Annotated in this window: 12 protein-coding genes; 3 read left to right on the top strand and 9 right to left on the bottom strand. The window is 45.2% G+C overall.

Going from position 1 to position 15386, the window contains the following annotated elements; translation table 11 throughout:
• The coding region (locus tag IEV16_RS11185; RefSeq protein ID WP_308611230.1) for a transposase at positions 1-1101 on the top strand (1101 nt) is incomplete at its 5' end.
• A 190-nt stretch (positions 1102-1291) separates the two neighbouring features.
• Here the strand turns inward: IEV16_RS11185 and IEV16_RS11180 are convergent.
• The 7 genes from IEV16_RS11180 to IEV16_RS11150 form a co-directional block, all read right to left on the bottom strand.
• Complete coding sequence (locus tag IEV16_RS11180; RefSeq protein ID WP_188365795.1) at positions 1292-1759, bottom strand: aldehyde dehydrogenase family protein; 468 nt, start codon at positions 1757-1759, stop codon at positions 1292-1294.
• Between the two features lie 198 nt (positions 1760-1957).
• Entirely contained in the window at positions 1958-3364 is a 1407-nt protein-coding gene (gene gltX, locus IEV16_RS11175) for a glutamate--tRNA ligase (RefSeq protein WP_188365794.1), read from the bottom strand.
• 9 nt (positions 3365-3373) lie between these two features.
• Positions 3374-3925: a protein tyrosine phosphatase family protein gene (locus IEV16_RS11170; RefSeq protein WP_188365793.1), complete on the bottom strand. Its 552-nt coding sequence runs from the start codon at positions 3923-3925 to the stop codon at positions 3374-3376.
• Positions 3926-3940: 15 nt separating this feature from the next.
• Positions 3941-4744, bottom strand: a complete 804-nt coding sequence (gene trxA / locus IEV16_RS11165) for a thioredoxin (protein ID WP_188365792.1) — start codon at positions 4742-4744, stop codon at positions 3941-3943.
• 20 nt (positions 4745-4764) lie between these two features.
• Positions 4765-5340 (bottom strand): NifU family protein, encoded by a 576-nt coding sequence (locus IEV16_RS11160; RefSeq protein ID WP_188365791.1) that lies wholly within the window; start codon positions 5338-5340, stop codon positions 4765-4767.
• Positions 5337-6350, bottom strand: a complete 1014-nt coding sequence (locus tag IEV16_RS11155; RefSeq protein WP_188365790.1) for an alpha/beta hydrolase — start codon at positions 6348-6350, stop codon at positions 5337-5339. The genes IEV16_RS11160 and IEV16_RS11155 overlap by 4 nt, the downstream gene beginning before the upstream one ends.
• A 72-nt stretch (positions 6351-6422) precedes the next feature.
• Complete coding sequence (locus IEV16_RS11150) at positions 6423-7307, bottom strand: RluA family pseudouridine synthase (RefSeq protein ID WP_188365789.1); 885 nt, start codon at positions 7305-7307, stop codon at positions 6423-6425.
• 479 nt (positions 7308-7786) lie between these two features.
• Between IEV16_RS11150 and IEV16_RS11145 the strand changes: the two genes are divergently transcribed.
• Complete coding sequence (locus IEV16_RS11145; protein WP_443093963.1) at positions 7787-10636, top strand: Rne/Rng family ribonuclease; 2850 nt, start codon at positions 7787-7789, stop codon at positions 10634-10636.
• Positions 10637-10747: 111 nt separating this feature from the next.
• Positions 10748-13180 carry a mechanosensitive ion channel family protein gene (locus IEV16_RS11140; protein WP_188365787.1) on the top strand — a complete coding sequence of 811 codons (2433 nt, stop codon included), beginning with the start codon at positions 10748-10750 and terminating at the stop codon, positions 13178-13180.
• Between the two features lie 5 nt (positions 13181-13185).
• Here the strand turns inward: IEV16_RS11140 and IEV16_RS11135 are convergent, their stop codons facing one another.
• Positions 13186-14439: a bifunctional folylpolyglutamate synthase/dihydrofolate synthase gene (locus IEV16_RS11135; RefSeq protein WP_188365786.1), complete on the bottom strand. Its 1254-nt coding sequence runs from the start codon at positions 14437-14439 to the stop codon at positions 13186-13188.
• On the bottom strand, positions 14426-15352 hold the full coding sequence (accD, locus tag IEV16_RS11130) for an acetyl-CoA carboxylase, carboxyltransferase subunit beta (RefSeq protein WP_188365785.1): 927 nt from the start codon (positions 15350-15352) through the stop codon (positions 14426-14428). Before accD ends, IEV16_RS11135 begins: the two co-directional genes overlap by 14 nt.
• Positions 15353-15386 lie beyond the last annotated feature (34 nt).

Below are 15386 nucleotides of genomic sequence, written 5' to 3'. Positions count from 1 at the left end.
AGTTTGTCCTTGTTATTTTACAAGACAGGTACTTTGATACCGTCACTGGGGGCGTTCATCTCATCATGCATCAATTGTAGCAAATTTCTTACAACTCGAATCGATAATCACTACAGATTTTTAGTTAAAAACCTGTCAGGATGGTGTTTTTACATGGAGAAAGTGATGACAGTTGCAAGAAGTCAGCAGATTTGTGTCTCAGACACCCCTTATTATCATATCGTTTCAAGGTGCGTAAGACGCGCGTTTTTGTGTGGTGAAGATACCCTAACCGGTAGGTCGTTCGAGCACCGCCGGCAATGGCTTATTGACCGCATCAAAAAGGTCGCTTCTATCTTCGCTATCGATGTTTGTTCATATGCCATCATGAGCAACCATTTCCATCTTGTACTTAAGATTGGCGCTAATGATAACTGGACGGATAAACAAGCTCTCATAACATGGCAATCTTTATACTCTTTGCCCGTGATGTGCCAGCGTTATTTACAGGGTGATGAATTAGATGATTCATCAGTTCGTCTGGTTCAAAAGTATGCATCTGAATACCGGTCGAGATTATGCTCAATATCTTGGTTTATGAAGTCTATAAATGAGTATGTTGCCAAGATGGCCAATGAGGAAGATCGATGTACCGGTCATTTCTGGGAATCTCGCTTCAAAAGCCAGGCATTACTGGATGAACGAGCTCTATTGACCTGCATGGCGTACGTTGATCTGAACCCCATTAGAGCATGTATGGCCAAGTCTCTGGCTGATTCAGAATACACTTCGATTAAAGAACGAATTGATGCCAATAAAACCGACCTATTACCCTTCGGCAAAGGTGTTAATGACCTGCCCTACTACCTTTCTAGTTACATCGATATGGTGGATGAAACAGGGCGTGTTATTCGTGACGATAAAGCAGGTTATATTTCACAAAAGTTAGGTTCTGCGCTGACTGAATTAGAGCTCAACCCTGACACATGGCTCGATGAATTAAAAGGCTTTAAATCTATTGGATATTCCGCTGTCGGAACAGTTAATCAGCTTAAAGAATATTCCCAAAAGACTCAACGCAAATGGACGTTGGGGTTATGCCTGAAACCTGCTTTAGAGTAGCCCAACTCCAACACTATTCTTTCGAGACTTCACGTCCGTGAAGCCGTTACGCTTGGCTTGAATCAGGCAAAAACCATAAAAACAGCCATTCTTATAAAACCGCATTCATTTGACCCCAAAATCTTAAAGTTCACATCAGTGTATTTAAACTTTTACTCTAAATATCATTAAAAAACACTGCGCCAATATGCTATTTCGATGCATGTCCCTGATTATTCATGCCGGCACAAACGCCCAAAGGCTGAATCATGCTGTAGGTATCCACATTGGTGGCAACATTCTCAACGGTTTCACCCATCATTAACGACGGCATATTGGCCGCATGTTCGGCCACTTCAATACCCCGCCAGACATCGCCTTTGGCATCTTCGAAATTCTTACCGGTTTCTTCAGCCAGAATTTCAGCAATCTCATCGTGGTGCTTTTTAAGCAGATGCTGGTAAGTCAGCATCATCCTCGCCCGTTTGGTCACCGGCACATTTTTCCAGGTTTCAAAAGCCTTTTTAGCCGAAGCCACCGCCCGATTGACCTCGTCTTCAGTGGCATTGGGGGCTTCACAAATCACTTCCTGGGTGGCCGGATCCGTCACCGGAATCCATTCGGTGCACTGGCTGGTGACTTCCTCACCATCGATAAACATGGAGACTTTGCGTGTCATAGAGATACCTATAGTCGTTAAAACAGAAACGTTCAATGAATTAATTGAACGCACAAAAAAGTCGCAGAAAGCCAAAAACAAATGGCCTGCATCTACGACCAGAAATCAGGTTGTCCCCCTGATTGGTCAGCGCATATTATAGCAATTGAGCCTGATTATTTCAGCAAACGGCTGTAAGAAATCAAACCGATAAAACCCTTACTCAGGGTGCTTGTCCTGAATATATTGAATGGCTTGTTGTAAGCGGTGGATGGTTTCCTGCTGGCCTAAGACACGCATGATAACGTCAATCGCAGGGCCTTGCGCAATACTCAGCAGAGCCAGGCGAACCGGCATCCCGACTTTGCCAAAACCCACGTCTAATTCTTCAACCACATCGGCAATCACCTGATGCAAATCCGCCGCATCCCAATCATTGACCGCGCGACAATGCGAAACCACCCGCTCTAAGGGTTCAATGGCCGCGGCTTTGAAGGCTTTTTTCTCAGATTTTTCATCATAAGCACTAAGCGGTTGCAGCAGGCTCAACATGGCATCGGCCAATTCGTTGACAGTGTCGGCGCGTTCTTTAAATAAATCGACTAATGGCAGTAATTGTTCAATACTAAAATCGGCCTCAATGGTTTGCTTCAGGCGTTCAGCCACCAATATTGCCAGCCGTTTGGGGTCGGCCTCCTGCATGTATTTGTGGTTGATCCAGTTAAGTTTTTTTGTGTTAAAAGCACTTGGGGCACGGTTAACGGCTTTGAAACTGAATAGATCAATCAATTCTTGTTTTGAAAAGATTTCCTGATCACCGTGTGACCAGCCCAGGCGCACCAGGTAATTTAACACCGCTTCGGGTAAATAGCCGTCTTCAGCATATTGCATCACGCTTACGGCACCATGGCGTTTCGACAAGCGCGCGCCATCATCACCGAGAATCATCGGTACATGGGCAAATTCAGGCACGTCAAAGCCCAGCGCCCGGTATAAATTAATTTGTCGCGGGGTGTTGTTCACATGATCATCGCCGCGAATCACATGGGTAATGCCCATATCCGCATCATCAATCACCACACTAAAATTATAGGTGGGCATGCCATCAGCGCGGGCAATGACCAAATCGTCTAATTCCCGGTTACTGACTGTAATCTCACCACGAACTAAATCGTTAAAAGTCACTTCACCTTGTTGCGGATTTTTAAAGCGGACAATGGTGTCATCACTTTTCACCAGACCTAAATCACGACAGTGACCGTCATAACGCGGTTTTTCACCTTTGTCCATTTGCTCAGCGCGCAATTTCTCCAGGCGCTCTTTACTGCAATCACAATAATAGGCCTTATCCTCGGCCAAAAGTTGTTTAAGACATTCATGATAACGTGGCAGATTATCACTTTGAAAACGCACCTCACCATCATGCTCCAGACCCAGCCAGTTCATGCCGTCGAAAATGGCCTGAACCGATTCGCGGGTGGAGCGCGCTGTATCGGTGTCTTCAATCCGCAATTCAAACTGACCGCCATGATGACGGGCATATAAATAACAAAATAAGGCCGTACGGGCACCGCCTACGTGGAGATAACCGGTTGGGCTGGGGGCAAATCGGGTGACAACTGTCATAATCTGATGTTATTCCTCGGTTGTGGCATTTTCATCCGCGATACGAACGGATAATTTCTGTCCTAATAATTGTTCCATCGGCATCGGCCACCAGCCGGCCGGTTTAACTTTGGCCAGGGCTTCATCCGGTGTCAGGCCTTGATACTTAACCAACCAGGCCGCGTATAACTGACTGGAGCGGTGACCAGAACGACAATGCAGTAATACCGGCGCATCACCGGCTTGTTCACGGGCTTTTATCATGGCTTCGTTAAAGGCGGTGAGTTTAGCCACTGAATAAGATTCCTGAGCACCAATGGCGACTTGTTGATAAGCCATATCAGCGGTTTGCAGCCAACGCGATTCGTTAAAATCAAGCTGTTCCATTTCGGTGTCGGTGCGCGAATTAATCACCGCTTTAACGCCATATTCTTGTAAAGTCTTCAGATCTTCCGGGCTCGGTTGGGCAGAGATAATAACCCCCGAATCCACTTCAAAGGCATCGGCCACCTGAGGTAACGCTTTATCAGCATGCGCCCAGGAAGAAAATAATAAGGAAAAGGTCAGTAATTGTTTAATCATAATGGTTCCAGGTTTTTAAAAAACTAAGGATGACATACGGCGTCGATAGCGGTTGATTTGACTGCGGTCAGTCATTAAGGCAAAAGACTGAATCAGTAATTGTTTGACCACATCATCCTGCGGATTTTCGGCTAATTTATCCAGCAGTTCTTCGGCAGCCTGTTCTGTGGCCCCTTGGTTGATTTTATTTTTAATCGCCAGCAAATCTTCGCGACCGTCTAATTCAATCTGTTCCAATTGAATGCGCGCCGCGATGATATCGGCTTGCGGCTGTTTGCGCTGTTCATCAGTCAGTTCATCGAGTAATTGTTGCGCCTGTTCCGTATCACCCATTAACAAATACACTTCCATCATTTGCCAGATAGCCTGTTCTTTGGGTATGTCTTTTAATTGAGCCAATGCAGCCGGGTAGTTTTGTTCTGCAATCAGGCGTGTAACTTCAGTGTCTTCAACGATTTCAGGCTCTTCGGTTTCATCCGTGGTCACATCCAAATGGGGCAATAACCATTGTTCCAGTTCACCGGCCGGTTTCAGGCCGGTAAAACTGTCGGCAATTTCACCGTTTTTAATCAGCACCACCGTGGGCAAACTCTGAATGCCCACTTGCATGGCCAGTTGCTGCTCCTGGTCGGTGTTGACTTTAGCCAGCACAAAATCATCGGGGTATTTTTCAGCCAGTTGTTGTAACAATGGCATCAGGTTTTTACAGGGCTCACACCAGTCGGCCCAGAAATCCACCAACACCGGTTTTTGTTGTGACTGTTCAATGACCGCTTTAACAAAACTGTCCGCGGTAACATCAATGATGTTGTTATTCATATTTTCCATGGTTTGAGGTTTTAGTAGTACGGGTTTTCACCGGTGGAATGATCGGTGGCATCCACCACCTGACTGATTTCCGGAAATTGTGCGGTAATTTGGGTTTCCATGCCCTGTGACAGGGTTTGTTTGGCCATACCACAGCCATGACAACCGCCGCCAAATTCAATCACCGCCTTATCATCTTCAACCGCCACCAGTCGTGCATTGCCGCCATGGCTGGCCAGCATCGGGTTAATCTGGGCATCAATAAAATAAGCCAGACGATCAAAAATCGGCGCATCATCACCCGGCGTTTCGCCTTTGATATTGGGGGCTTTGATGTTGAGCTGACCACTGGCGCCTTTTGTTTCGTAGTCAATTTCTGCATCCTCAAAATAGCTTAAATCATCATGCGCCACATACAGGTTAAAATCACCCAGATCCTGTTCTTCATAACCCACCTGCACTTCCTGTTTTTCACAAAAGCTTAAATGACAATCCGCCGCCGGTGTGCCGGGATTCTGGATGGTGGCTTTCAGGTGTAAATTATGCACGTCTTGTTCTTTGATGACACCGCCCAAGAACTCGATGGCGGCTGCACTGACTTTAATCATTGTATTTTCTCGTATAAATAAGGTAATGATTCATCCAATCGGTAATCAATTCCTGAATGGGTGCCGTTGAACTCTTCATAAGTGTGTTTAATTTTGTGTTTTTCAAGCGTTTGTGCCAATTCCCGCATACCATAATGAATATAATACTGATCCCGAAATCCACAATCCATATACAAGCCATTCAATGCGGCTAATGCATCTGTGCTGTCCGCCACCCGATTAATCGGGTCATGACTGAGCCATTGCTGCCAGGCCGCTTCATCCAGCACACAGGTGTTTAAATCAAACGGCAAGCGAATCCCATCTTTCTGTGGGTCGTAGGTGGCGGCCAGACAAATGTGCATCAGCGCCAGAATATGCGACCCCATAATTTTTTTGGATCGCCAGAAGCGTTTAACGAACTTATCAATATCGCCATTAAAATCAACCAGCACATCGGCCACGGCAGGAAAATCACGTCGGTATAACACCTCAAAGCCGGCATCACCGGAATGGTTGGCGATGGCACCCCAGAACCCGGGATAATCCATGGCAAACCGTATCGCAGCAAAACCACCTGACGATTTACCCAACACCGCCCGATGCTGCGCCCCGGATTTAACGGCTAATTCCGATTCTACAAATGGTATCAATTCCTCATGAATATGGCTGGCATAGTCACCAATGGCCGGAGAATCGAGATACTGATTGCCGCCCAACGAGGTAAAACAATCAGGAAACACCATGATTATCGGGCCTATTTTTTCATCACCAATCAGGCGATCCAAACGCTCGGGAATCGATTCACCAAAGTTTCGCCATCCGGTAACGCCCAGACCACTGTTGGTGTAGGCGGCTAAATAATACATCACAGGATAAGCCTGCGTATGATCATAACCCGGCGGCAGATAAACATTTAACTTCCGCTGATGGGGATCACCGAGGGCATTATCTTTCAATCGCTTTGACTCAATATTGAATTGTTTAATTTCGCCTTTTGGATAGGCTTTTTTGTGATTAAATACAGACATAAATCCTCGGTAATATAATGACCATGTATTCTAACTTATATCAGTCGCGACTCAAACCTGAGTCGAATTCATTTACAAGCTTTGCCAGAAGTTTTCAAAGTCCGCATCGACCGGTGCCTGAAACGAATAATCCGCAAAAACAATGTGCTCAGCATGCAAAAACACTGCCCTTGACAGGTTTTTTCGTGGCTTGGCGCCGTATTGTGTATCACCGACAATGGGGCAGTTTAAATAAGCCGCATGAGCTCTGATTTGGTGGGTTCGACCGGTGACTGGTGAACAAAGTACACGGCTGATTCCGTTTCGATGCCCTTGTGGTTCGAACTGGGTTACAGCGGTTTTACCCTTGTCATCAATAACCGCTGTTTTAAGATTATTAATGCGGGTTTCGGCGAGACTTTGTTTAACCAGCACCGAATTATCCAAAGCACCTTCCAGTAAAGCCAGATACGTTTTTTTCACCTTCCTGGCTTTTAATGCGGCTTGAAAATCCAGCAAAGCCGTTCTGTTTTTAGCCAACACCAGACAGCCACTGGTAACCACATCCAAACGATGAGCCAGTAACAAATGTTGATAGGCCGGCCTATGCTGTAAAATTTCAATCACACCGTAATCATGCCCTGTGCCTTTATGAACCGCCATCCCGGCCGGTTTATTAATAACCAAATAGTCCTGATTTTCGGCGATGATTGACGCCATTAAACAGTCAACTGTTTTGGCCGGCAACTTAATTTGAGTCTGCGGCTCTTCAAAATAAATAAACGGCGGCACCCGCACCAAATCGCCGTTTTGGAGTTTTGCCGAGGGCTGAGATCTTTTGCCGTTAATACGGATCTGGCCTTTTCGAATTAATTTATAAAGCTGACCCGTGGTGAGATTTTTGCGTTGTTTACGCAGAAAGTTATCCAGTCGCTGGCCTTCTGAATGTCGGTCAATGTTAAATATCGGCTTATCCAAAAATCAAATTCTCCATTAAAATAACAAGCATTGTCATGTATTTGGTGTTAAAATCCGCCGAATTCGGTGTGTGAATAAACCCGAAAAAAAGCAACGTCTTTGAATGAAGAGACAAAATGACAATTTTAACACGCTCGGTTCCACGGAAATACCAACAATTGAGGAACGACTCATCATTGGAGTGATGACGGGCAAAACTGAATGGAACGAATACCCGCTCAGTCTTAATTTTAGCCATAAAACAGATATGACATCTGTTTTTTTAAATAAAACAACTACGAACAGCGAACACGACCACGCGAGTAAACAGGAAAACACAGCAGTTTATTCACCCGACAAAACGTGACCTCCACTGCCCTGTTTGCGCTTTCGTTTAAAAGCACAGGCCTTTTCATCACCAGCATGATGGCTGTGCTTAAATAATTAAGTACTGTTAAGCAGCACTTCGTTCCTTAACTAAAGGAACCAAAATGAAGAGAATGCTAATCAATGCAACCCACGCCGATGAAATTCGGGTGGCGATTGCCGATGGACAAAAATTATACGATCTTGATATCGACTCAGCCGGCCATTACCGTAAAAAAGGCAATATCTACAAAGCCAAAATCACCCGCATCGAACCCTCCTTAGAAGCCTGTTTTGTCAATTACGGCTCTGAGCGACATGGTTTTTTGCCCTACAAAGAAATCAGTCCGGCTTACTGCAAACAATCACCCAAAGGTCAGCCCCGTTTGCCCATCAACAAAGCCCTCAATGAAGGCGATGAAATCATCGTTCAGGTCAATAAAGAAGAGCGCGGTAACAAAGGCGCAGCCCTGAGTACCTACATCTCACTGGCCGGCCGTTATCTGGTTTATATGCCCAATAATTCACGCGCGGGCGGTGTTTCTCGGCAAATTCGAGGTGAGGAGCGTAATCAGTTACAACAGCACCTCAAACGTTTAAACATTCCCAATGAAGACGGTATCATCGTTCGCACGGCCGGTTTGGGGAGAACCTTCGAAGAACTGCAATGGGATTTTAATTATTTACAACAGGTCTGGGAAGCCATTCAAAAAACCGCAGACCAAAAACGCGCCCCATTTTTTATTTACCAGGAAAGTGATTTATTTATCCGCGCATTGCGTGATTATCTGCAACCCAGCATTGGTGAAATTTTAATTGACGACCGGGCTTCTTATGAAAAAGCCCGTGAATTTATGCAGCAGGTGATGCCACATAATTTGAAAAAACTGTCTTATTACAACGACACCACGCCATTATTTTCCCGGTACCAGATCGAACGTCAGATTCAATCGGCTTTTGAACGGGAAGTGAAATTACCTTCAGGCGGCTCTTTGGTGATTGATCACACTGAAGCCTTACTGAGCATTGACATCAATTCCGCCAAAGCCACCAAAGGCGCTGATGTGGAAACCACCGCTTTGAACACCAACTTAGAAGCTGCCGACGAAATCGCCAGACAACTTCGAATTCGGGATTTAGGCGGTCTGGTGGTGATTGATTTTATTGATATGCGTCAGCATAAAAACCAACGCCAGGTCGAAAATCGTTTACGCGATGCGGTCACCATAGATCGCGCCCGCGTCCAAATTGGTCGTATTTCCAAATTTGGTTTGCTGGAGATGTCGCGCCAGCGTCTGCGGTCATCGATTGCCGATTCCAGTCAAATCACCTGCCCCACCTGTGCCGGTTATGGCACCATTCGCAGCATGGATTCGCTGATTATATCCATCATTCGATTGACTGAAGAAGAAATGATCAAGCCCAAAACCGGCCGGGTTATTATTCAGGTGCCGGTTGAAATCAGCAATAAATTGCTGAATGAAAAACGTGAAGAACTCACGGATTTGGAACAACGTCATCGTGTTCAGCTCAATGTGATTTCTAATGAAAATTTGAATTCCCCTAATTTTCATGTACAACGCCTGAATGTGAGTGAATCGAATATTGACATCAATAAAATAAAACTCGTTGAGCCCGCCGATTGCCAAAAACCCATGGATTTAGACCCGCCGGCTCCGCAGAGAGAACAAGCGGCTTTACAGATGGTAAAACCCAACAAACAAGCACCCAAACGTTCTGTTGCTTTGCTGGTATCATCCTGGTTTAAAGCCCTTTTTGCCGGCTCAGAAAACCGCAAAAAGAAAACAAAGACAAGCCCGAACACACATAAACAAGCTAACCCTCATAAAAAGGGCCAACGAAAATCGGCCAATCCAAAATCAACACAGCAAAAACAAAACAACAGAAAACCGGCTGCGAAAAAGCAAGACAATCAAAATCAGTCTAACCCTAAACAAACCAACAAGCCGTCTAACCAAAAACAGGCCAACCAAAATCAGGCCAATCAGAAGCCAGCCAATCAGAAGCCAGCCAATCAGAAGCCAGCTAAGCAGAAGCAGGCCAATCAGAAACAGACAAAACAGCAACAAACCAACAACAAGCAATCCAATCAAAAACAGGCCGGACAGAAGCCGTCTAACCGGAAGTCTATCGATAGCACTCAAAATAAACCAAAGCAAACACAAAACAACAACCCTGAACCGGCACAAAACAAATCCCGGCAAAGTCAGACGCCGAATAAACAAAGCAAACCGGCTGCAACCAAGAAATCTGAGTCTGCAGCCGTAAAAAACAAGCCCAAAACAGGCGGCGACCAACAAGAAGCGACTAAAAATAAACAATCCGCGCCAGTTTCACCGGATACCGCCGATAAAATGAAACGTCCTTTGGGCAGTGTGGCTGATTTAGTGGCCAAAAAAGAACCCATTGTGCCGTCCGGAGCGCAAATAAAGAAAGACAAAGCACGACAGGAATCCGACGCAAAAACCAACAACAAATCTGAAAATAAAAAAAACCGGCAACCAAAAACTGTAAGCAATCAAAACCAGGATTCAAAGGCGCAAGGTTCAAAAGCTCAGGATTCAAAAGCTCAGGATTCAAAAGCTCAGGATTCAAAAGCTCAGGATTCAAAAGCTCAGGATTCAAAAGCTCAGGATTCAAAAGCTCAGGATGCAAAAGCTCAGGATTCAAAAGCTCAGGATTCAAAAGCCCAGGAATCAAAAGCTCAGGATGCAAAAGCTCAGGATGCAAAAGCTCAGGATGCAAAAGCTCAGGATTCAAAAGCTCAGGATTCAAAAGCTCAGGATTCAAAAGCTCAGGATTCAAAAGCTCAGGATTCAAAAGCTCAGGATTCAAAAGCTCAGGATTCAAAAGCTCAGGATGCAAAAGCTCAGGATGCAAAAGCTCAGGATAAGCAATCGCAGGCCACTCAATCACAAAGTGAGTCTTCTCAACGCAAGCAGAATCAATCAAACTCTACTTAAACCATCTGACCAATCCGGTGTTATCCGTTTTATGATGACACCGGATTGTTATTCTTATCTTAAGCGCCCGCTGAAAGCCACGACTGCTTTGATTGTGCTAAAATTAATGCCATGCACCCAATTTGGCGTAATAAACAACTGATATTCTTGGCTATTTTAGGCCTGTTGACACAGGCTTTTCTGCCTGTGTATGGCCAGGAGGCACCGCCCAACACCGAGCATTTAAAACAATCATTTAACGCACTGCTAAAAAAATACCGGCAACCCGGCAGCTCAAAAAATGTTCTTAACGATTTAGACCGGGAAAGTGCCGCATTAATGTCACATCTGAGGCAGTGCGAAGCATACAACGAAGCCGAGTTAAAACGCCTCACTCAGGTGCGCGAGATTGATGCTTTGGAAGACAGTTCAATTCAATCAAAAGTACCCGATCAAGAAAAACCGGAACCGGACTATCCCGGCACCGATGTCGTTGATAAGCAAATAAAAAACCATACACAGGAACTTATCAATTGCCGATTAATGACATCCAGACTGGACCAAATCCGCCAAGCTATTTTTGAAAAAAAACGTGACTTGTGGATTCAGGGCATTAAGGTTCGCCACAAAATTTGGCAATTTATGTACCAACCGCCTGATTTAGGCAGGCTACAGCTTCATCGCATTATACCAACGCAATGGATTGCCATCGGACTTATCACGGTCGCTCTTTTGTATTATTTTCTGTTTATTTTTAAATATCGGGTTCATTATTTTAAAAGCTACGACAAAAAACCACGTTTAGATACCCTCAAAAATCAGTTCAAAAGCATGGCCTTAACATTCTCGCTGCCTGTGACTGCGGCCCTGGTTTATGCCTGGCTGATACCGGCACCTTTCCAATGGTTGTTATTACTCATGGTTCTGGCCTTATTCATTCGTGATGGTTGTTTATTTTTATCGCTGCCACTACTACCAAAATCTTTTCATCCAAAGAATATAAAACGTTTTATCTGGGCCTCCACCGGATTAATCATTCTGGCCGCCTATGGCTGGAATGCGATTGATTACAGACAATATAATTTTGACCAATGGCTGAGTTCGCAGTCTTTATTTATTACACCTCTATTTATCACCATTAATGCTCTTTTTATCGTTGCCAGTTACTACTGGTATCTGGTTTTAAAACCATACAAAGATAAATATGTGGCTGCCATCAGTTGTGGTATTGCCTTTATGACCCTTGCACTCTATATCGCCACCTATGCCAAATTGGCTCAATACCTGCTGGTTTTAAATTTAGGTGGTTTTATTTTTCATTTGGCCGCCAAAAATATCAACGGACTTCGTAAAATTTTACTGGTTCACCGTATCAGGCAGCTTAAAAAAGAGGCTGAAGACAACGAAGACGAAAACCAGAACGAAGTCCCGGTCTATGCTTTTCCATTTTGGGTCAGCTTACTGATCAGCTTGATTGTTGGTATCGCCGGACTGGGCTTTATGATCTGGATCGGTGGTGCTTTTAAGGAAACCTATCAACAGTTAAAGCTGATTTTTACCAATGGATTTGAACTGGGGTCTTTAAGAATAGTCCCAAGCAGCTTAGTCATCGCCATCTTAATTTCTATTGTTCTGATAATTATATTAAGTCGTATTCGCCATGGCATTGAATATCAGTGGTTTAATAAAAGTCGTTTAAAAAAAGGTCCGCGAGAGGTGGTGTCTATGCTGTTTTGGTATATTGGCATCACCATCGCGGTGTTCATCGGCTTGTCGATTGCCGGCTTTGATATTTCCAATTTAACCGTGATTGCCGGTGCCTTATCCGTGGGTATTGGTTTTGGACTGAAAAATATTGTCAGTAATTTTGTGTCGGGAATTATTTTGCTGTTCGAACGACCGGTCAAACCCGGCGACTGGGTGGAAGTGGGCGACACCATCGGTTTTATCCAAAAAATCAAAATGCGAGCCACCAATATCAAAACCTTTGATAACTCAGAAGTGTTGGTGCCGAATTCTGAATTATTATCACACCATGTAACTAACTGGAATCTCAGTAATTCCATTGGTCGAATTATCATCAAAGTTGGTGTTGCCTATGGCTCGGACACTGAACAAGTCAAACAAGCTCTATTAAAAGTGGCCAAAAACCATAACCAGGTGGTTAATCGTACCGGCTACAAACCACAGGTTCACTTCAGATCCTTTGGTGACAGTAGCCTCAATTTCGAACTTCGGGTGATGATTTATAACATTAAAAATATCTACCAGGTGGAAAGTGACTTGAATTTTGCTGTTGATAAGGCCTTCCGCGAAGCGGACATCAGCATCCCGTTCCCGCAGCGTGATTTGCATATTATTGAACCTGTGAAAGTAAACCAGGCTAACGATGAACAAAACAGCGAGCCCGAAAATTCATCCTCAGAAGCCGAAAAACAACAGCCCGCTGAGACAGATAACAAGCACCAAGAGGGCGAAGATAAACAGCGCCCCCATGCCTCAGATTTAGCGGAATCGGATCAATCTGATCTCGATAACAAAAACAAATCAGGGGATGCAAACTGAACCGCTTATGTTAGATTGAGTTGATGCGGTGATGATTGAAACACTGTGTCCAGCACATGAAACGAACCAAACACAATCACCCGGTCTTCGGGCTTGCTAAGGCTGAGGGCATGATGATAAGCGTTTGAGCCATCCGCACACACCGAAAGCAATGCACCGGCGTCGGCCAGTTGTTGTTTTAAGCTTTGAATATCCAGAGCCCGTTCGCCATGCAGGGCAAAGATAAACCAATGATCCACCTGCTGATTGATATCGGGCAACCAGCTTTCGGCTTGCTTGTCTTTTAACACAGAAAAAACCGCGCGGGTGAGGCCTTTGACCGGGTTTTGAGTTAAATACTGTGACAGGGTGTCAACAGATTGACGGTTATGAGCCACATCGACAATCACGTGTGGATTGTCATGAATGGTCTGAATGCGACCCGGAATTTTCCAGGTTGCTAAGGCATGACCAATGATGGATGCATCCAGTTTCTTTTCCAGAGTTAAAACCGCGGTTAAGGCGGTGGTGAAATTACGGACTTGAACATCTCCCGCCATACGCGGCAAAGGCAGATTATTGAATTGTGTGTTTCCCTGTCGAAAATCAAAACCTTTTGAATGCATACTGCTGTTAAAATCAATCGATGCCTGTAGCAAGCGGACTTGCTCATCTTTGGCCCGATTTAAAATGGCTTTGGGACAATCAGTATCACCATAGACCATAACACAACCGGAACGCATTATGGCGGCTTTTTCAGCGGCAATGGCTTCGATGCTGTCACCCAGCCAGTGGCTGTGGTCGATGTCCACCGTGGTAATGATACTGAGGTCTGAATCCAGGGCATTGACCGCATCCAAACGCCCTCCCAGACCCACTTCCAAAACCATATAATCCACCCGCGCTTGGTGAAAAATGTATAAGCCAGCCAAAAAAGCGTATTCAAAATAACTTAACGGCACGGCCTCTCGTATCTCATCAATGGCGGCAAAAGCAGCCACGATGGCGGCGTCAGATTGTGCCTGTCCATCGATTTGAATGCGTTCGTTGTATCGAAAAATATGCGGTGAGGTAAAAGTTCCCACCCGGTAACCGGCTGCATTCAGCAGAGCCGAAACCGCTGTCACGGTTGAACCTTTGCCGTTGGTGCCGCCCACGGTGATGATTTTGGCATTAATCTGATGAAAAGGCGGCCGTGATAACACGGTTTGAACCCGGCTTAAACCCAGATCAATTTTGTTTTCGTTAAAGCCGGCTAACCACTGATCAAGTGTCTTCACGTTCTTCGGCGGTTAACACTTCGTCGGGTTCAAGCACTTCATCATGCGCTTCACTTTGCGAGAGCGGTAGTAACAAATTGAGCAACTGAATGATTTTGTCACCCATTTGGTGTCGCGGTACAATCAGATCCAAAGCCCCATGCTCTAATAAAAATTCGCTGCGCTGAAACCCTTCAGGCAGGGTTTCACGAACGGTTTGCTCTATCACCCGGGGGCCGGCAAAACAGATGAGGGCATTGGGTTCGGCAATATTGACATCACCCAGCATCGCCAGCGATGCCGACACCCCGCCGGTGGTGGGGTTGGTTAATACGGAAATGTACGGCAAACCGGCATTTTTCATTTTTTTCAGCGCCGCTGCTGTTTTGGACATTTGCAAAAGAGAAAATAAGGATTCCTGCATTCGGGCGCCACCGGATGAGGAAAAATTAATCAAGGGTAAACGATGTTCCAAAGCATGATGTACAGCACGAACGAATTTTTCACCGACCACCGACCCCATGGAGCCGCCCATAAAATCAAAATCAAAAGCCGTGACCACCACATCACGACCCTGGAGCTGACCCTGAACCGCTACCAAAGCATCGTTTTCACCGGTTTTTTTCTGGGTCGCAACAAGCCGGTCTTTGTATTTTTTGGTGTCTTTAAATTTGAGAGGGTCTTCCGGTTTGACATTGGCCCCGATTTCCAGCCAGTCATCGTTGTCAAGAAAATAAACCAGTCGCTCACGGCCGGTCAGACGTTCATGGTGTCCGCATTTGGGGCACACTTTTCCCTGTTTTTCATTTTCAGGCTGATACAACACCGCCTGACACTGGCTGCATTTACCCCACAAACCTTCGGGAATGTTCTTCTTTTTGTTACCGCCTTCGGTACGGATGCGTGAAGACATAATTTTTTGAAACCAACTCATCTCAGGTTAACTCCTGTTGTTTGATTGTGATGAG

This window comes from Marinicella pacifica, assembly GCF_014636635.1.
GTDB classification, from domain to species: Bacteria; Pseudomonadota; Gammaproteobacteria; order Xanthomonadales; family Marinicellaceae; genus Marinicella; species Marinicella pacifica.
Note: the sequence above shows the minus strand (reverse complement) of the source record. Positions and strands in the feature narration are given on the sequence as shown.